Origin of the sequence: Microvirga aerilata (assembly GCF_016743775.1) — a bacterium.
Classification (GTDB): domain Bacteria; phylum Pseudomonadota; class Alphaproteobacteria; order Rhizobiales; family Beijerinckiaceae; genus Microvirga; species Microvirga aerilata.
In genome coordinates this window covers 106,273-123,101 of the sequence record NZ_JAEQMY010000015.1, presented here as the reverse complement: position 1 = coordinate 123,101, position 16,829 = coordinate 106,273, and the positions used below count along the sequence as shown (strand labels likewise).

General features: G+C 60.4%; 15 protein-coding genes. 8 read left to right on the top strand and 7 right to left on the bottom strand.

The genetic code is table 11. The features are described 5' to 3' along the window. From JKG68_RS13010 to JKG68_RS12990, 5 genes are all read right to left on the bottom strand, one after another. On the bottom strand, nucleotides 1-491 hold a 491-nt coding region (locus JKG68_RS13010; protein ID WP_202060028.1), incomplete at its 3' end, for a polysaccharide lyase family 7 protein. A 1,486-nt stretch (nucleotides 492-1,977) separates the two neighbouring features. Next, nucleotides 1,978-2,223, bottom strand: a complete 246-nt coding sequence (locus tag JKG68_RS13005) for a hypothetical protein (protein WP_202060026.1) — start codon at nucleotides 2,221-2,223, stop codon at nucleotides 1,978-1,980. Nucleotides 2,224-2,428: 205 nt separating this feature from the next. After that, complete coding sequence (locus JKG68_RS13000; protein ID WP_202060024.1) at nucleotides 2,429-3,247, bottom strand: phasin family protein; 819 nt, start codon at nucleotides 3,245-3,247, stop codon at nucleotides 2,429-2,431. 289 nt (nucleotides 3,248-3,536) lie between these two features. Next, the gene (locus JKG68_RS12995) at nucleotides 3,537-4,475 is read right to left on the bottom strand and encodes a dihydrodipicolinate synthase family protein (protein WP_202060022.1); all 939 of its coding nucleotides are present in this window, start codon (nucleotides 4,473-4,475) and stop codon (nucleotides 3,537-3,539) included. A gap of 32 nt (nucleotides 4,476-4,507) precedes the next feature. Beyond that, entirely contained in the window at nucleotides 4,508-6,241 is a 1,734-nt protein-coding gene (locus tag JKG68_RS12990) for an IlvD/Edd family dehydratase (protein ID WP_202060020.1), read from the bottom strand. A 163-nt stretch (nucleotides 6,242-6,404) separates the two neighbouring features. Here JKG68_RS12990 and ytfQ point away from each other — a divergent pair, with 163 nt between their 5' ends. The 8 genes from ytfQ to mmsB all read left to right on the top strand — a co-directional run bounded on the left by ytfQ (nucleotide 6,405) and on the right by mmsB (nucleotide 15,873). Next, nucleotides 6,405-7,367, top strand: a complete 963-nt coding sequence (ytfQ, locus tag JKG68_RS12985; protein ID WP_202060018.1) for a galactofuranose ABC transporter, galactofuranose-binding protein YtfQ — start codon at nucleotides 6,405-6,407, stop codon at nucleotides 7,365-7,367. 79 nt (nucleotides 7,368-7,446) lie between these two features. After that, nucleotides 7,447-8,955 (top strand): galactofuranose ABC transporter, ATP-binding protein YtfR, encoded by a 1,509-nt coding sequence (ytfR, locus tag JKG68_RS12980; protein ID WP_202060016.1) that lies wholly within the window; start codon nucleotides 7,447-7,449, stop codon nucleotides 8,953-8,955. Then, entirely contained in the window at nucleotides 8,956-9,960 is a 1,005-nt protein-coding gene (gene ytfT / locus JKG68_RS12975) for a galactofuranose ABC transporter, ATP-binding protein YtfT (protein WP_202060013.1), read from the top strand. It abuts the gene before it with no gap. Then, nucleotides 9,957-10,916 (top strand): galactofuranose ABC transporter, permease protein YjfF, encoded by a 960-nt coding sequence (yjfF, locus tag JKG68_RS12970; RefSeq protein ID WP_202060011.1) that lies wholly within the window; start codon nucleotides 9,957-9,959, stop codon nucleotides 10,914-10,916. Before ytfT ends, yjfF begins: the two co-directional genes overlap by 4 nt. 17 nt (nucleotides 10,917-10,933) lie before the next feature. Continuing rightward, nucleotides 10,934-11,710, top strand: a complete 777-nt coding sequence (locus tag JKG68_RS12965; RefSeq protein WP_202060009.1) for a FadR/GntR family transcriptional regulator — start codon at nucleotides 10,934-10,936, stop codon at nucleotides 11,708-11,710. Between the two features lie 294 nt (nucleotides 11,711-12,004). After that, a complete protein-coding gene (gene chvE / locus JKG68_RS12960) occupies nucleotides 12,005-13,048 on the top strand; it encodes a multiple monosaccharide ABC transporter substrate-binding protein (protein WP_376773142.1) in 1,044 nt (347 codons plus the stop codon). 94 nt (nucleotides 13,049-13,142) lie between these two features. Further along, complete coding sequence (gene mmsA, locus JKG68_RS12955) at nucleotides 13,143-14,672, top strand: multiple monosaccharide ABC transporter ATP-binding protein (RefSeq protein WP_202060005.1); 1,530 nt, start codon at nucleotides 13,143-13,145, stop codon at nucleotides 14,670-14,672. Between the two features lie 55 nt (nucleotides 14,673-14,727). Then, nucleotides 14,728-15,873 (top strand): multiple monosaccharide ABC transporter permease, encoded by a 1,146-nt coding sequence (mmsB, locus tag JKG68_RS12950; RefSeq protein ID WP_376773141.1) that lies wholly within the window; start codon nucleotides 14,728-14,730, stop codon nucleotides 15,871-15,873. A gap of 75 nt (nucleotides 15,874-15,948) precedes the next feature. Here mmsB and JKG68_RS12945 read toward each other — a convergent pair whose 3' ends face one another. Together JKG68_RS12945 and JKG68_RS12940 are read right to left on the bottom strand one after the other, a co-directional pair. Further along, nucleotides 15,949-16,260 carry a hypothetical protein gene (locus JKG68_RS12945; RefSeq protein ID WP_202060001.1) on the bottom strand — a complete coding sequence of 104 codons (312 nt, stop codon included), beginning with the start codon at nucleotides 16,258-16,260 and terminating at the stop codon, nucleotides 15,949-15,951. Nucleotides 16,261-16,439: 179 nt separating this feature from the next. After that, nucleotides 16,440-16,598 (bottom strand): hypothetical protein, encoded by a 159-nt coding sequence (locus JKG68_RS12940; protein WP_202059999.1) that lies wholly within the window; start codon nucleotides 16,596-16,598, stop codon nucleotides 16,440-16,442. Nucleotides 16,599-16,829 lie beyond the last annotated feature (231 nt).

Sequence of the window (16,829 nt, the reverse complement as noted above, 5' to 3'; positions counted from 1 at the left end):
GGCTGCTGACCGGCCGCGTTGACGAAGTAGAACTTGACTTCGCTGTTGCTGGAACCCGCCCGGTCGTTAGCAAAGTAGAGCTTGCCATTCTCCCAGTAGAGACGGACCAGCTCGTCGTCCTGGCCGTGGATCTGGCCGACGATGATCTTGCCTCCGGCGCCTTCGCGGTTGGGAGCCGCATCGACCTCTAGGGTCGCGCTCATGAAGCCGCCGGTGGAAAGCGACCACGCCGCTTTCTCGGTGCCCTTCATTTCACGCAATTCCGAGCGTGCGTAGGAGGAGCCGCTGGTGGTTGCTCCTTCGACAGGAGCGTAGAAAACCATCGCGCCGTCGGAGCCGGTATAGAAATATTTGCTGTTCTGATAGCCGGTGAGGCTTTTCACTTCGACTGCGGTGCCGGACATGCTGCCGGAGGCGTCGACAGGAAGCGTCAGCTTCCAATTGGACAAGTCAAAGTTGCCGCTGGGAGCGACACTAGAATTCAAAGCCATGATTTCTGCCCCAAATCTATCGAGCCTCTTTTGCGAGGCTTCTGAATAGAGTTTTTGATTAATATGAAGAAGTTACTGTTACTATGAACTTAAGAAACGCAGTTTACATTTTGGTACTGCCATCGATCCCATTTAGGGTTGGCAATACTTAGAATCACAAGGTTTAATCCTTGCTTCATGTTGATGTCGTTCTGCTTGCTGAATAAGGCAAGATCGTGGCAAGAAAGTCAATTGTTCTATAATAACAGATTTAACGTTGCTTTATCGCATTGAATGTAAACCTATCATCAAAGGATGGAAGCACAAATTCTGCAGACTTTTTGAGCGATGTTTCCTTATCTCAGCCGCATTAAATCTTATAAGTAGGTAAAAAGTCTTAAAAGATCAGGGTGCTTTGGATACAGTCGGACGATCTATTCGAGGTGCCCCGTTGTGGTCCGAGGAGAGCGCCATAGTCAGACCAGCACTCCACGAAAGCAACTCGCCCATATGATTGGTCTTAATCGGATAAGGTGCGTGTATCACATAGGCTCACATGCAGTTGGGCGCTGCTGCGATCAACGGCAGGTTCTCAGGAAAGCTGCCCATCATTTATCTTGGTATCGATTGCAGCCTGCTCGTTTCCATCAGCGGCCGGACGGCACCTGTGATCTGCCGCGGCATTGATACCCCGCGAAGCACTGGGGGTTGTCCGCAGTCGGAACCCATGCGGGATCGGGGAATTCGCCATGCAAGCACGAGTTCGCGCCGCTCACATAACGATCATATGTGTATGGGCCTGTACTCAAGACAATCGCGCCCTGAGAGGCTACGCGGCCCGCAACCTGTGAGCATGTCATCGAGGTCGTCAGTGGTCTGTTCTGAGACGATGCAGCGGTGCTAAGGATGATGGCGGAGAACGTTATAAGCAGTCTCAGCATGGCGCACCTTTTCCCTCTCGAGAGGATACACAAAGGCTGGCGTATGAAGGCGAATGATCAAGGTCGAGACCTATCACAGGAGCGTTAGAAGCAGGCTCGGCTCAAGGTGAGGCACGAACGCTGTCAAAGAAAGAGCGCCCGTTCGACTGGCGCTCAAGGTGGGTCGCATGTGCGACCACTCAGGGAGGACCGTGCCTGACAGGCACACAAGAAAGTTGCGCCCGAAAGGTAAAGAGAGCGTTAGGAAGGCTACGGGTTTCCGGTCTTTCAGATCCATGGTCTGCCGTATCTCAGTGTCAACGGAAGGCATATCTCCAAACCGATCTGCAAGGGTGCGGAATGACTTGCTGGCCCCAAGCCCGCTTTTCACGCCATGACGGACGGCAATAGATCAGTGCAGGAAGATCAGCCAGCTGACCAGAGCCAAGGGTGCGATGATGCCGAGGGCGAACGAAACCGCATCTTGAGCCAAGGGAGCCTCCTGCCGATGCTGTTGACTTTATGACAGGACAGACGGGTCGGCGGTGTGCTGCAGCACGTAGGAGCCAGACGGTATCGTCTCCAGTTCAGGCACCGTCTTCCGGTGAAGGCTTCGTGTTGCGTGTAAGGTTATCAACAGCCTCCGCTTGGCCGGAAGCTGTGCTCTGAGCCTTGCGTTTCCGGCCCATCCACTTGTACAGCATCCAACCCACCCCTGAACTCAGGGCTGCGAACACGACGAGGGCGGAGCTTGGATAATCGCGAAAATTGACGCGGTTTTCCTGTTCGAGGTCTTCGAGGTCGGCTTCAGATTGCTTGTCGGTGTCGGGCATGGAACGGACCGCTCTGGGGATGCCCCAGATATAAGGGTCGCGAGCCCGGTGTCCATGGATGCCGTCGTGGGATTGTTAGGAGGCGCAGCCCATAGGGCCGGCAAATCCCTAGAGTGGGTTTGTAGCTTTGGACAGTGTGCTCGGGAGCGCCGGAGTCGTTCGTCCGGCGCTCCCTACAGGGATCCGATGAAGTGCTACGCCTTGTTTAAGCGAAGTCTCTGGAATGCTGTGCGGTCTTCCCGGCCTGCCGCGCAGTATTCCAGGCCGTCTTCTCGGCTAATCGAACCGTGAGATCCGCCAGGCGGAAGCCATTGCTGAGCGTCTGCTCGAGGTTCTCCTGGAGGAGCGACATCTGGATCTTGGCGGCATCCTGAATGGACCTGCACTGCGCGAGCTTGCTGAACGCGTCGAGGTTCATCTGCAGACGCCGCTGGCTCATCTGGAAGCATTCGCGGGAAAGGTCCTGAACGCCAACGGTCACCGCCTGAGCGCTCTCCGCTCCTGCCCGCATGATGTCCGCCACACCTTCCGGAGCCTTCCCGAGTGCTTGGCCCTGCTCGGCCGGTGCGGTGGATTCAGCTCGCTTCATCTCCTCGAAGCTTGCCATTTCGTCCTCCACCCTCTCGACGACGGCCTGAGCCTCCTCATCGCTGAGCACCTTCAGAACAGCCGGAAGCAATTCTTTCTTGTCGTCGCGAATATGGCGCTGGAAGGCTTTTCTGAGCTCGGCCACCTTGCCGAGGAACTCGCCACCGTTCTTGGGCATACGCTCAAGCTCGTCCAGGAGCGTACTTGTCTCCTGATTGTCGCTGATGGCTGCACTCAGCAGATCCTGCATGTTGTGCCTTTGCAGGATAGGGAACAGGTGCTGCTCCTGGAGAGCTGCAAGGAGCAGCAGCTCGTCCTTCAGATCCGAGAAAAGCCGCTCACGGCTCTTTGTTGCGCTGTCGGAAGTGGCGAGGAGCTTGTCGAAGAGCTCATTCGCCTTATCGGGCGGAGTCTGGCTGAAATGTTTCGTGGTCATCATTTTTCCTTAGGAAAGGGAAGGCGGCTTGCTTAATCACGCAGTGTTCATACGTCAGGACACAGCCTCATCCGTTGCTATGTTGGAGCTTTGAGGATCCAGGCACAACTCTCGAGTCGCTTTTTGTCCTGCAAGGCCGCACTTAAGCAATAAACATTGACCTGAATGCGGCGCGGCCGTCACTTCAGGTAGTTGCTAAAGCAAGAGAAGCCCGGTCTGGTTCCATCGGATCAGGCCGGGCTTCAACTGGATCACTCCGTAGGCTTAAGATTGAAAGCCTAGCGTCGCCTTATCGCCCCCAGCGCAGCACCGCCGGGTCAAGACGGCGGGCGACCTCGATGAGGCCCTTTCTGGTCTCAGGATGCAGGGGCTGAAGCGGGTGGCGCACGGCGTCCGATCCGATGATGCCGCCTTCCTTCATCAGCACCTTGGCGGCCAAGAGCCCGCACTGCCTGTTTTCATAGTTGATGAGAGGGAGCCAGCGCTCATAGGCGGCTGCAGCCTCCTCCCGGTCGCCGGCAAAATACGGGTCGATGATCTGGCGGATGCCGTCCGGATAGGCTCCGCCCGTCATGGCGCAGGTGGCGCCCGCATCGAGGTCGGCCATAAGAGTGATTGCCTCCTCACCGTCCCAGGGGCCCTCGATCGTTTCCCCGCCCAGCGCGATGAGATCGCGCAGCTTGGTGGCCGTGCCGGCTACTTCGATCTTGAAGTAGGAGACGTTCGGGATCTCCTTTGCCATGCGGGCCAGGAACGGCGCCGACAGGGACGTGCCGGCCATGGGCGCGTCCTGAATCATGATCGGAATGCCGATGGCGTCCGAGACCCGGCGGAAGAAGTCGTAGATGCCGGTCTCGGAAACCCGCAGGGTCGCGCCATAGAAGGGCGGCATGATCATGACCATCGCGGCGCCGGCGTCCTGCGCGCGCCGGCTGCGCTCGGCGCAGATGTCCGACGAAAAGTGACTGGTGGTGACGATGATCGGAACGCGCCCGGCGACGTGCTCAAGAACCGCGTTCATCACGGTCTCGCGCTCTTCATCGCTCAGCACGAACTGCTCGGAGAAGTTTGCCAGAATGCAGATGCCGTCGGACCCTGCATCGATCATGAAGTCGATGGCGCGCTTCTGTCCTTCGAGATCGAGCTGGCCGTTCTCGTGGAAGATGGTCGGGGCGACCGGGAATACGCCGCGATAGGGGCGCGTGGAACTCCTGCCGGACAAAGACATGGTTTCTCCCTTCGTTAGCTATGGTGTCGTGTTCAGTGGTTGTCCCGAGGAACGGGCGATCCTGTCCGTCCAACAAGAAAGTCCAGATCGACACCTTTGTCTGCTTGCAGAACGTGATCGACATAGAGCTTCGCCCAGCCGCGGGTTGCATGCGGCTCCAGCGCCACCCAGGCGGCACGCCTGCGCTCCATCTCCGCAGCGTCCACATGAAGATGCAGGCTGCGGGCTGCAACATCAAGCGTGATCAGATCGCCGCTCTCGACCAGCGCCAGCGGTCCGCCTGCCGCAGCCTCGGGCGCCACATGCAGCACCACCGTGCCATAGGCTGTGCCCGACATGCGTGCATCCGAAATGCGGATCATGTCACGGATGCCCTTCCGGAGCAGCTTGTGCGGCAGCGGCATGTTGCCCACCTCCGCCATGCCAGGATAACCCTTCGGGCCGCAGTTCTTGAGCACCATGATGCAGGTCTCGTCGATGTCGAGATCTTCGTCGTCGATGCGGTGGTGGAGGTCCTCGATGGTCTCGAACACCACCGCCCGGCCTGTATGCCGCATGAGCTCGGGCGAGGCGGCGGACGGCTTGATGACCGCGCCGTTGGGGGCGAGGTTGCCCTTGAGGATCGCAATGCCGGCCTCGGGCTTGAAAGGCTCCTCGAAGGAGGTGATGACCTCCCGGTTCCAGCACGGCGCGTCCTTGACGTTCTCCCAGATGGGCTTGCCGTTCACGGTCAGCGCATCCTTGTGCAGCAGTCCGCGCTCACCGAGGGTGCGCAGAACCACCGGCAGACCTCCCGCATAGTAGAAGTCCTCCATCAGGAACCGGCCGGACGGCATGAGATCGACCAGGCAATGGATATCACGTCCAAGACGGTCGAAGTCGTCGAGGGTGACGTCGATACCCATGCGGCCGGCAATCGCCAGAAGATGAACAACCGCATTGGTGGACCCGCCGATGGCCGCGAGCGTGCGGATGGCGTTATCGAATGCTTCGCGCGTCATGATCTTCGAGAGCACCAGGTCTTCGTGCACCATCTCGACGATGCGCCGCCCGGACATGCGGGCCAGCTGGTTGCGGCGGGCATCGCTTGCCGGAATGGCGGCATTCTCAGGCAGGCCGACGCCCAGCGCTTCGACCATGGAGGCCATGGTGGAGCCGGTGCCCATGGTCATGCAGTGACCCGCCGAGCGGTTCATGCCGGCTTCCGCCTCATGGAACTCCTGCAGGGTTACCTCGCCCGCGCGAAGCTGCTCGCTCATGGAAATGATGTTGGTTCCGGATCCAATCATCTGGCCGCGGTAAACGCCGCGCAGCTGAGGGCCGCCCGAGACGCCAATGGTGGGAAGATCGGCCGAGGCCGCACCCATCAGGAGGGCAGGGGTGGTCTTGTCGCAGCCCATGAGAAGCACGACGCCGTCGAGCGGGTGAGCGCGAATGGCCTCCTCCACGTCCATGGCCGCGAGATTGCGAAACAACATGGCGGTCGGCCGCATGGTCACTTCGCCGAGGGATGAGACAGGGAACTCCAAGGGGAAGCCACCGGCATCGAGTACGCCGTACTTCACGTGCTCAGCCAGGGTACGGAAGTGAGCGTTGCAAGGGGTGAGCTCGGACCAGGTGTTGCAGATGCCGATGACGGGGCGGCCGTCGAACTGGTCCTGGGGAAAGCCGCTGTTTTTGAGGAATGAGCGGTAATAGAACCCCATTTTGTCCTGGCGCCCGAACCAGGCTTGGCTGCGCAGAGGGCGCTTTTCGTTGTCGCTCATATCCGTGGCTTGCCTTTGATATTGTATGGCGCTTTTCCGGTTCGGCTCCTTGAGCCGGGACTTTGGTCGAATAGGCGCTGAGTTCGATTCATATAATAGTACTAATAGTCAGCTGTTAAGGCTGCTAAAGTCGAAGAGCAACGAAAATCCAGGGAGAAAACGCATGAAAGCCCGTCATCTTCTGACGACAATCGGCATGGCCGCTCTGATGCTGTCATCGGGTGCCGCCTACGCCCAGAGCAAAATGACGATCGGCTTCTCGCAGGTCGGGTCGGAGTCCGGCTGGCGCGCTGCCGAGACCAAAGTCTCGAAGATCGAAGCCGAGAAGCGGGGCGTGGACCTCAAGATCTCCGATGCGCAGCAGAAGCAGGAAAATCAGATCCGCGCCGTTCGCTCCTTCATTGCCCAGGGTGTCGATGCGATCTTCATCGCTCCCGTCGTATCCACCGGTTGGGACTCGGTGCTGAAGGAAGCCAAGGATGCCAAGATCCCGGTAGTGCTGCTGGACCGCTCCATCGAAACGAAGGACGAGTCGCTCTACCTCACCGCCGTGACCTCCGACACCGTGTATGAGGGCAAGGTCGCCGGCGAGTGGCTGGCCAAGGAGACGGGCGGCAAGTGCAACGTGGTCGAGCTGCAGGGCACCGTCGGCTCAAGCCCGGCAATCAACCGCAAGAAGGGCTTCGATCAGGTGGTTGCCGCCAATCCCGGCATGAAGATCGTCCGCACCCAGTCCGGTGACTTCACCCGCACCAAGGGCAAAGAGGTGATGGAGAGCTTCATCAAGGCTGAAGGCGGCGGCAAGAACATCTGCGCCGTCTACGCCCACAACGACGACATGGCGATCGGCGCCATTCAGGCCATCAAGGAAGCAGGCTTGAAGCCCGGCAAGGACATCAAGATCGTCTCCATCGACGCCGTGCCGGACATCTTCAAGGCCATGGCCGATGGTGAAGCCAACGTCACGGTCGAGCTGACCCCCAACATGGCGGGTCCTGCCCTCGATGCGCTCATGGCCTTCAAGAAGGACGGCAAGCAGCCGCCGAAGTGGATCCAGACGGAGTCCAAGGTCTACACGCCCGAGACCGCGAAGGCCGAGTACGACAAGCGCAAGGAACTCTACTGAGCCCAGGCGTCGGCAGCAGGCGGCACCCGCCTGCTGCCTCGAAGGCCGCCGGTTTTGCCCATGAGCTGTCGAGGAATGGATGCAGCCAGCAACAGAACGAGCTCAACTTCTTGAGATCCGAGGTCTCACGAAGGGCTTCCCAGGCGTGCAGGCGCTCGACCACGTGGACTTTACCCTGCATGCGGGAGAGATCCACGGCCTGCTCGGGGAAAACGGCGCCGGCAAGTCGACCCTGATCAAGGTGCTGACTGGCGTGTTCCGGCGCGATGCCGGCACCATCCGTCTCGACGCACAGGAGATCGCGGCCCGCGATCCTGCCGATGCTCTCTCCCTCGGGATCGGGACCGTGTACCAAGAGGTGAACCTGCTGCCGAATCTGTCGGTTGCGGAGAATCTCTTCATCGGACGCCAGCCGCATCGTTTCGGTCTCGTCCGCACGGGCGAGATGCGCCGCCGGGCATCGGATCTTCTCGCAGGTTACGGCCTCGATATCGATGTCGCCGATCCTCTGGGCAGCTTCTCCGTCGCTGTGCAGCAGATCATCGCCATTGCACGCGCGGTCGATCTTTCGGCCAAGGTGCTCATTCTCGACGAGCCCACCGCAAGCCTCGATGCGCAGGAAGTGGAAACCCTCTTCGGCATTCTCCAGCGCCTGAAGAGCCGCGGCATCGGCATCGTGTTCGTCACGCATTTTCTTGATCAGGTCTATGCCTTGTGCGACCGGATCACGGTCCTGCGCAACGGGCGCCTCGTGGGCTCCCGCCCCATTGTGGATCTGCCGCGGATCGAGCTCGTGTCCATGATGCTGGGGCGGGAGCTTGCAGCCGAAGCCCTTCATCGCAACCACTGCACCGCTGTCACCGGAGAGCCGCTCGTCGCATTCAAGGCCTATGGCAAGAAGCGTCTCGTGGAGCCGTTCGATCTCGCGGTTCGTTCCGGCGAGGTCGTGGGGCTTGCGGGCCTTCTCGGCTCCGGGCGGACGGAAACGGCAAAGCTCATTTTCGGCATTGAGAGGGCGGACAGTGGGCAAGCCTTTGTCGATGGCAAGCCCGTGCGGATCGCCTCGCCCCGGGATGCAGCCCGGCTGCGGTTCGGCTTCACCCCGGAGGACCGCAAGACGGAAGGCATCGTCGCGGAATTATCCATTCGCGAGAACATCATCCTGGCCCTGCAGGCGCAGCGCGGGTGGCTTCAGCCTCTGCCAAGGAGCAAGCAGGATGAGATCGCCAACCGCTTCATCAAGCTTCTCGATATTCGTACCCCCGACGCGGAAAAGCCCATTGGTCTTCTCTCCGGCGGCAACCAGCAGAAGGCGCTCCTGGCCCGCTGGCTCGCCACCGAGCCGCGCTTCCTGATTCTCGATGAGCCGACGCGCGGCATCGATGTCGGCGCGCATGCCGAGATCATCCGCCTGATCGAGCGCCTGTGCGAGGACGGGCTTGCGCTCCTCGTCATCTCGTCGGAGCTGGAAGAGATCGCGTCCTACAGCGACCGCGTGGTTGTGCTGCGGGACCGCCAGCATGTGCGCGAGCTGTCCGGCTCGGACGTGAGCGCCGATACCATCATGACAACCATCGCGAGCCACTGAATGAGCAGCGTCGTACAGGCGGGCGCTCCCCGCGTGCTTCCCAAGGGGCTTCCGCAGGTTGCGGCGCTTCTGATCGTCTTTCTCGTCAACTGGCTCGTCTTCCGGGATTTTTTCGCGCTGCGCCTCCAGGACGGACGCCTCTTCGGCAGCCTGATCGATGTGCTCAACCGAGGTGCGCCGGTCGCCATCCTGGCGTTGGGCATGACGCTCGTCATCGCCACCCGCGGCATTGACCTGTCAGTTGGTGCCGTGATGGCGATTGCCGGCGCGACGGCCGCCACCTTGACGGCGCAGGGCTACCCGCTGCCCACGGCCTTTGCGGCTGCCGCCGGCGTTGGTCTGGTGTGCGGCCTGTGGAACGGATTCCTTGTCGCGGTGCTCGAGATTCAGCCCTTTGTTGCAACCCTGATCCTGATGGTGGCAGGGCGCGGATTCGCGCAGCTGATTACGGAAGGCCAGATCATCACCTTCGTGAGCGAGGGCTTCGCGGCCATCGGCGGCGGCTCCTTCCTGATGCTGCCGATGCCGGTGGTGATCGCCCTCATCGTCTTGCTCGTCACGCATCTGGTGGTCCGATACACGGCCCTCGGCTTGTTCATCGAAGCCATCGGGGCCAATGTGCGCTCCAGCGCCTATGCGGGTATCGGCACGAAGGCCGTGACCATTGCGGTCTATATGTGGTGCAGCCTGTGTGCGGCTGTTGCCGGCCTTATCGTGACGGCGGACATCCGAGGAGCCGACGCCAACAATGCCGGCCTCTGGCTCGAGCTCGACGCCATTCTGGCGGTGGTCATCGGCGGCACATCCCTGTTCGGCGGGCGCTTCAGCCTTGGATTGTCAGTGGTAGGTGCCCTGATCATCCAGGCCATGAACACGGGCATCCTGCTCAGCGGCTTCCAGCCCGAGTATAACCTCATTGTGAAAGCCATCGTGGTGCTGGCCGTGCTTCTCGCCCAATCGCCCGTTCTGTCGGCGGTTCGTGCCGTTTGGAGGAAAAAGGCATGACGCGGCGCCACCTTCCGGTTCTGATCACGCTTGCCGTTTTCATCGTGGGCTATCTGATCTGCCTGGCGCAGTTTCCGAGCTTCGCGTCGACGCGCGTGATCGGCAATCTTTTGACCGACAATGCATTCCTGGGCATTGTCGCGGTCGGCATGACCTTTGTAATCCTGTCCGGCGGCATCGACCTGTCGGTCGGCTCGGTGATTGCCTTCACGGGCGTCTTCCTAGCAGTTGCCATCGAGCGGTACGGCCTCAACCCTTATCTGGCCTTCCTCCTCGTCCTCGGCATCGCAGCCTTGTTCGGGGCAGGCATGGGGCTCCTGATCCATACCTTCCAGATCCCCGCCTTCATCGTGACATTGGCCGGCATGTTTCTGGCCCGCGGCCTGTGCTTCGTGCTCACCACGGATTCGATCCCGATCAACGCCCCGGCCTATGGCCAAATCACGGACATTGCCGTCTCCCTGCCGGGCGGCGGCCGGCTGACATTCATCGCCATGATCATGCTCGCGACCTTTGGGGCCGGCATCGTTCTGGCGCACTACACCCGGTTTGGCGCCAATGTTTATGCGCTCGGAGGCAATCGGGCCTCGGCGGAGCTCATGGGGGTTCCGGTGGGTAAGACCACAATCAGGATCTACATGCTATCGAGCTTTCTGGCGGCGCTCGCCGGGATTGTCTTCTCCTTCTACACTTCGGCAGGTTACTCCCTGGCCGCGACCGGTGTCGAGCTCGATACGATCGCGGCGGTGGTCATCGGCGGCACGTTGCTCACGGGCGGCTATGGAACGATCATCGGCACTCTTGTGGGCGTGCTTATCCAGGGCTTGATTCAGACATATATTACATTCGAGGGGACGCTGAGCTCCTGGTGGACTAAGATCGCCATCGGCGCCCTTCTGTTTGCATTCATCGTTCTGCAGCGGGGGCTGTCGGCGGCATCCCTTCGAGCGCGATAGAGCAGAAGAGCAGGATCATGGTTTTGGTGAACGGTTTCCAGCGGCCCTCAAGAACCAGATCGGCCCACGATCTCGTGGCCCACGGTATCGGCCAGAACATCATGCAGGGGCGCTTTCCGGTCGGCAGCATCCTCCCGGGCGATGCCGAGCTGATGGAGCTGTTCGGCGTGTCTCGCACGGCACTTCGGGAGGCCTTGAAGACGCTCGCGGCCAAGGGCCTGATCGAGTCCAAGACAAAGGTCGGCACGAAGGTTCTGGATCGGCACAACTGGAACATGTTCGATTCCGATATCCTCGAATGGCACCTCGAAATGGGGGTCGATGCCCGCTTCCTCGGCTGGCTGTTCGAGATCAGGCAAACCTTGGAGCCGCTCGCTTGCGCCACCGCCGCCCTGCGCCGCACTCCGGAGCAGCTCAAGGTGATGCACAGGGCGCTGCAAGCCATGTACCAGTGCGAGAGCAACCGGCAGGGCTTCACCAAGGCGGACTTGGCTTTCCACCAGGCCATTCTCGAGGCATCCGGCAATCCCTTCCTGCAGTCGATCGGATCCGTCATTGGGGCAGCCCTGGCGACATCCTTCACGATCAGCTCTCCCGTATCGAGCGACGACCGCTTCAACGAGGTCATGCGGCAGCATCAGGCGGTATTCGACGCAATCGAGCAGCGCAACCCTTCGGGAGCGAGCGATGCCATGGCCACGTTGATCCTGCAGGCTGCGGAGCGGGTGCGGATCAAACGCGCGGGCAGTTCGCTCGCGGCGATCCAGACACATGCTTTCTCCAGTGCCGAGTGAGCGCCAGCAGCCGCTCCCAACTTCCTAAAAGCATGTTGATAAAAATATTATTATAGTATTATTCTACTGGCGCTTTATGGATACGGATAACACTTGAATTGCCGGTTGGACCGGACAATGCTGCATAAAAAAGACGGGACCTAAACCCGTTATGAAGAGCCGCAGGGGAAAACAGCACAGCCGCAGGGGCTGCAAGTGCTTGAGTGGAAACGCCGAACAGGTGCCGGGCGGGAAGTCACAACAGCCCGAGCATGAACAAGAGGGAGACCGACCTTGAAGACATTCACGACAACATTGGCGGCAGTGGCTCTCGGAGCCTTCGGCCTGCTTGGCGCCGCTCAGGCGCAGGATAAGGGTACCGTCGGCGTGGCGATGCCCACGAAGTCATCCGCACGCTGGATCGACGACGGCAACAACATGGTCAAGGTGCTGAAGGAGAAGGGCTACAACGTCGACCTGCAATATGCGGAGGACGACATCCCGAACCAGCTGGCCCAGATCGAGAACATGATCACCAAGGGCTCCAAGGTGCTCGTGATCGCGGCTATCGACGGCACGACCCTGTCCGATGCGCTGCAGCAGGCTGCCGACAAGGGCATCAAGGTGATTGCCTATGACCGGCTGATCCGCAATTCCAAGAACGTCGACTATTACGCGACCTTCGACAACTTCCAGGTTGGCGTGCTTCAAGGCGGGTACATCGAGAAGGCGCTCGGCCTCAAGGAGGGCAAGGGTCCGTTTAATATCGAGCTGTTCGGCGGCTCGCCCGACGACAACAACGCCTTCTTCTTCTACAACGGCGCCATGTCCGTTCTCGACCCCTACATCAAGAGCGGGAAGCTGAAAGTTGCCAGCGGCCAGACCGGCATGGACAAGGTCTCGACCCTGCGCTGGGACGGCGCGGTCGCCCAGGCCCGCATGGACAACCTGCTTTCCGCCTACTACACCGACAAGCGCGTGGATGCGGTCCTCTCTCCCTATGACGGCCTGAGCATCGGCATCATTTCGTCCTTGAAAGGCGTAGGCTACGGCACGCCGAAGCAGCCCATGCCCGTGATCACCGGCCAGGACGCGGAGGTTCCTTCCGTGAAGTCGATCCTCGCCAAGGAGCAGACGCAGACCGTCTTCAAGGATACACGCGAGCTCGCCAAGGTGACGGTCAACATGGTCGATGCCGTGCTCTCCGGTAAGCAGCCCGAGGTCAACGACACGAAGACCTATGAGAACGGCGTCAAGACCGTGCCGGCCTATCTCCTGAAGCCGGTCAGCGTCGATGCCGCCAACTGGAAGGACGTTCTGGTTGGGAGCGGCTACTACAAGGAAGACCAGTTCAAATAAGCCGATACGAGACGTGGACCCTGCGCGCGCGCAGGGTCCTTAGCTCAAGTGAGGATGATGCAGCGTCACCTTTAGAGACGCCCGAGGTTGTGCGATGAATGCGATCCTTGAGATGCAGGGGATCACCAAGACGTTTCCGGGCGTCAAGGCGCTGGACAACGTCAACATCACCGTCAAGGCCGGCGAGATCCACGCGCTGGTAGGTGAGAACGGCGCAGGCAAATCCACCCTGATGAAGGTTCTGAGCGGCGTCTATCCGCACGGCTCCTATTCCGGGTCTATTGTCTACGAGGGCCAGGAGCGCCGCTTCAAGGGCATTTCCGACAGCGAAGAGCTCGGCATCATCATCATCCATCAGGAACTGGCCTTGGTGCCGCTCCTGTCGATTGCGGAAAACATCTTTCTCGGCAACGAGCAGGCCGAGTATGGGATCATCGACTGGTCGGCGGCATTCTCGCGTACCAGGGAATTGCTCAAGGTCGTTGGCCTCAACGAGTCGCCGGAGACCCTGGTCACCAACCTGGGTGTCGGCAAGCAGCAACTCGTCGAAATCGCCAAGGCGCTCTCGAAGAAGGTCAAGCTCCTGATCCTGGACGAGCCGACCGCCAGCCTGAACGAGAAGGACAGCGACGCGCTGCTGAACCTGCTGCTCCGGTTCAAGCAGCAGGGCATCTCCTCGATCTTGATTTCGCACAAGCTCAACGAGATCTCGAAGGTGGCCGACTCCATCACCGTGCTTCGCGACGGCGGCACGGTCGAGACCCTCGACTGCCGCGCGGAGGCCATCAGCGAGGATCGCATCATCCGGGGGATGGTGGGCCGCACCATGGAGGATCGCTATCCCAAGCGCGAGCCGAAGATCGGCGAGACCATCTTCGAGGTCGAGAACTGGTCGGCCTATCATCCGATCCACACCAACGTGCAGGTGGTCAAGAACGTCAACCTGACGATCCGGCGCGGCGAGATCGTCGGGATTGCCGGCTTGATGGGGGCAGGGCGCACCGAGTTTGCCATGAGCCTGTTCGGCCGCAGCTACGGCCAGAACATCTCCGGCCGGGTGACCCTGCACGGCAAGGAGGTTGACGTGAGCACGGTGGAGAAGGCCGTGTCGAGCGGGATCGCCTATGCCACGGAGGATCGCAAGACCTATGGCCTAGTTCTTGCCGAGGACATCCGCAAGAACGTAACCCTGGCAAATCTGGAGGGCGTCTCCAAAAGCTTCGTCATCGACGATATTCGGGAGCTCGCGGTCGCCAACGATTACCGCGCCAAGATGCGGATCCGCAGTCCGAGCGTCTTCCAGGAGACGGTGAACCTGTCGGGCGGCAACCAGCAGAAGGTCGTGCTGAGCAAGTGGCTCTTCTCCGACCCGGAGATCCTCATTCTGGACGAGCCGACCCGGGGCATCGACGTCGGCGCCAAGTACGAAATCTATACGATCATCAACAAGCTGGCCGATGCCGGCAAGGGCGTTCTCATGATATCCTCGGAGATGCCGGAGCTGCTCGGCATGTGCGACCGGATCTATGTGATGAACGAGGGCTCCCTGATTGCCGAGCTCGACATTGCCGAGGCATCCCAGGAAAAGATCATGCACGCTATCGTCAAGTCGGGGAGACGCTGAGATGGACACGAGAACCGCCGACGAGCTTCAGGTTTCCCAGCAGAAGACGTCGTGGATGGAGTTCGTCAAAACCCATTTCCGCGACTACGGCATGCTTCTGTCGCTTCTGGTCATCATGCTGTTCTTCCAGGTGGTGACCAACGGTACGCTCCTGCGGCCGCTCAATCTCACCAATCTCGTTCTCCAGAACAGCTACATCGTCATCATGGCGCTGGGAATGCTGCTTGTCATCGTAGCGGGGCACATCGATCTGTCGGTGGGCTCCATTGTCGGCTTCGTCGGCGGGCTGGCGGCCATGATGATGGTTCGATGGGGCATCGATCCCGTGACGACCACCATTGCCTGCCTGATCGTAGGCGGCCTGATCGGCGCCGCCCAGGGCTATTGGGTGGCCTATTTCAAGGTACCGTCCTTTATCGTGACGCTGGCCGGCATGCTCGTCTTCAAGGGCCTGACCCTGGCGTTGCTCGGGGGAATGTCGGTCGGCCCCTTTCCGGTGGTGTTCCAGCGCCTGAGCTCCGGCTTCATTCCCGACGTCTTCGGCGGGGAGGGATTCAACTACACGGCCCTGTTCCTGGGCGCTGCGAGCGTGGCGGTGATCATCTATTTCAGCTTCCGCAGCCGCGCCAACCAGCTCAAGCACGCAGTGGAGACGGCGCCTTTCGGGCTCTTCGCCTTCAAGAACGCTCTCCTGGCCGTTCTCGTGGTGGCGTTCTGCTATCTGATGGCAACCTACCGCGGCCTGCCGAACGTTCTCGTCATCATGGCCGTGCTGATCGCGCTCTATGCGTTCGTCACCAATCGCACCACGATCGGTCGGCGCATTTATGCGCTCGGCGGCAACGAGAAGGCAGCCAAGCTCTCCGGCATCAAGACAGAGCGTCTGACCTTCCTCACCTTCGTCAACATGGGCGTGCTGGCAGGCCTTGCAGGCCTGATCTTCGCGGCCCGCCTGAACACCGCCACGCCAAAGGCAGGTTTGGGCTTCGAGCTTGATGTGATTGCTGCCGTCTTCATCGGCGGCGCCTCGGCTACGGGCGGTGTCGGCAAGGTCACGGGCGCCGTGATCGGCGCCTTCGTCATGGGCGTCATGAACAACGGCATGTCGATCCTCGGCATCGGCATCGACTACCAGCAGGTCATCAAGGGGCTCGTGCTGCTCGCTGCCGTGTCGCTGGATGTCTACAACAGGAAGAAGTGAGCCGCTTGAGCCCGGCTGAAACAGCGACGGCGAGCCCAAGGCTCGCCGTTTCACGTTCGTCTGATCAGACCCGGTTCAGCGCGATGCCGACATTCCCGCTGCTTCGGGAACAGGGCTCTTGGTCAGGGTGATCTTGTTGTCGCTGCGATTGCAGGACATGGTGACGAAACCGTCCGAGGCATTGATCCGAACCGTCACCACATCGCTGGTGCTCACGAGCTTGACAGGCGCCTCGTCCACCTCCTGCGCTGCCTCATCGATGATCGAGAGACACTCGTCAAAAGGCATCGATGCAATGCGGGTGTCGGCGGACTGAGCCTGCGCGGCGGAGCTAACGGCAAGAGCCCCGAAAGCTGCAACCATAACCGTGATCATAAAGGGGCGCATCGACTGATCCTTCCAATGCTCGGAGATCATCACGCCCGAGGTCTTTCCGCTGTGTCCTATCGCACAGGATAGCAACGTGCCTCAGCATGCGCCGTTCCTCGCTGTCAATGTCGCAGGGGGTGGCAAACCTTGATCATCGACGGGGATCTGTTGGCTGTGGTTAGCGGAAGATAAAGGGCTTAGCCGCTGGATTCCTTCTCTCTCCCGGAAATCTGGCGTCCACGCCGCTCCGCCGTTGCCAGAGCCTCGGCCAGAAGGCGGCTTTGGTCATCGGGCCGGGACGAGTTCAACGCCGAAAGAATCTTCTCCGCTTCCGCTTCGTGGCGAGTGTCAGGCATCGATCTACCTCTCTCAAGCTCTGCCGATGCAACTGCCGAACTTTGCATGCGGTTCCTGCTTACGATTGGCGATTGGAGTGCAGGCCATCGGAGAGGCTTATCTGTGTCTAAAAAGCGCCCACCTTGGCAGGCAAGCCCACAGGCAGGCGCATCACGGAGTCATAAGAACTTGTCTTCTCAGGCCGGACGTAAGAGAGTTGCATCGAGTGCCGGGAGAGACCTATGACGGGT

Coding starts and splice junctions, on each gene's coding strand:
- JKG68_RS12940 (WP_202059999.1), bottom strand. CDS start 16,598: ATGCCTGACACTCGCCACGAAGCGGAAGCGGAGAAGATTCTTTCGGCG.
- JKG68_RS12945 (WP_202060001.1), bottom strand. CDS start 16,260: ATGCGCCCCTTTATGATCACGGTTATGGTTGCAGCTTTCGGGGCTCTT.
- JKG68_RS12995 (WP_202060022.1), bottom strand. CDS start 4,475: ATGTCTTTGTCCGGCAGGAGTTCCACGCGCCCCTATCGCGGCGTATTC.
- yjfF (WP_202060011.1), top strand. CDS start 9,957: ATGACGCGGCGCCACCTTCCGGTTCTGATCACGCTTGCCGTTTTCATC.
- mmsA (WP_202060005.1), top strand. CDS start 13,143: ATGAATGCGATCCTTGAGATGCAGGGGATCACCAAGACGTTTCCGGGC.
- JKG68_RS13000 (WP_202060024.1), bottom strand. CDS start 3,247: ATGACCACGAAACATTTCAGCCAGACTCCGCCCGATAAGGCGAATGAG.
- JKG68_RS12965 (WP_202060009.1), top strand. CDS start 10,934: ATGGTTTTGGTGAACGGTTTCCAGCGGCCCTCAAGAACCAGATCGGCC.
- JKG68_RS12990 (WP_202060020.1), bottom strand. CDS start 6,241: ATGAGCGACAACGAAAAGCGCCCTCTGCGCAGCCAAGCCTGGTTCGGG.
- ytfQ (WP_202060018.1), top strand. CDS start 6,405: ATGAAAGCCCGTCATCTTCTGACGACAATCGGCATGGCCGCTCTGATG.
- JKG68_RS13005 (WP_202060026.1), bottom strand. CDS start 2,223: ATGCCCGACACCGACAAGCAATCTGAAGCCGACCTCGAAGACCTCGAA.
- ytfR (WP_202060016.1), top strand. CDS start 7,447: ATGCAGCCAGCAACAGAACGAGCTCAACTTCTTGAGATCCGAGGTCTC.
- mmsB (WP_376773141.1), top strand. CDS start 14,728: ATGGAGTTCGTCAAAACCCATTTCCGCGACTACGGCATGCTTCTGTCG.
- ytfT (WP_202060013.1), top strand. CDS start 8,956: ATGAGCAGCGTCGTACAGGCGGGCGCTCCCCGCGTGCTTCCCAAGGGG.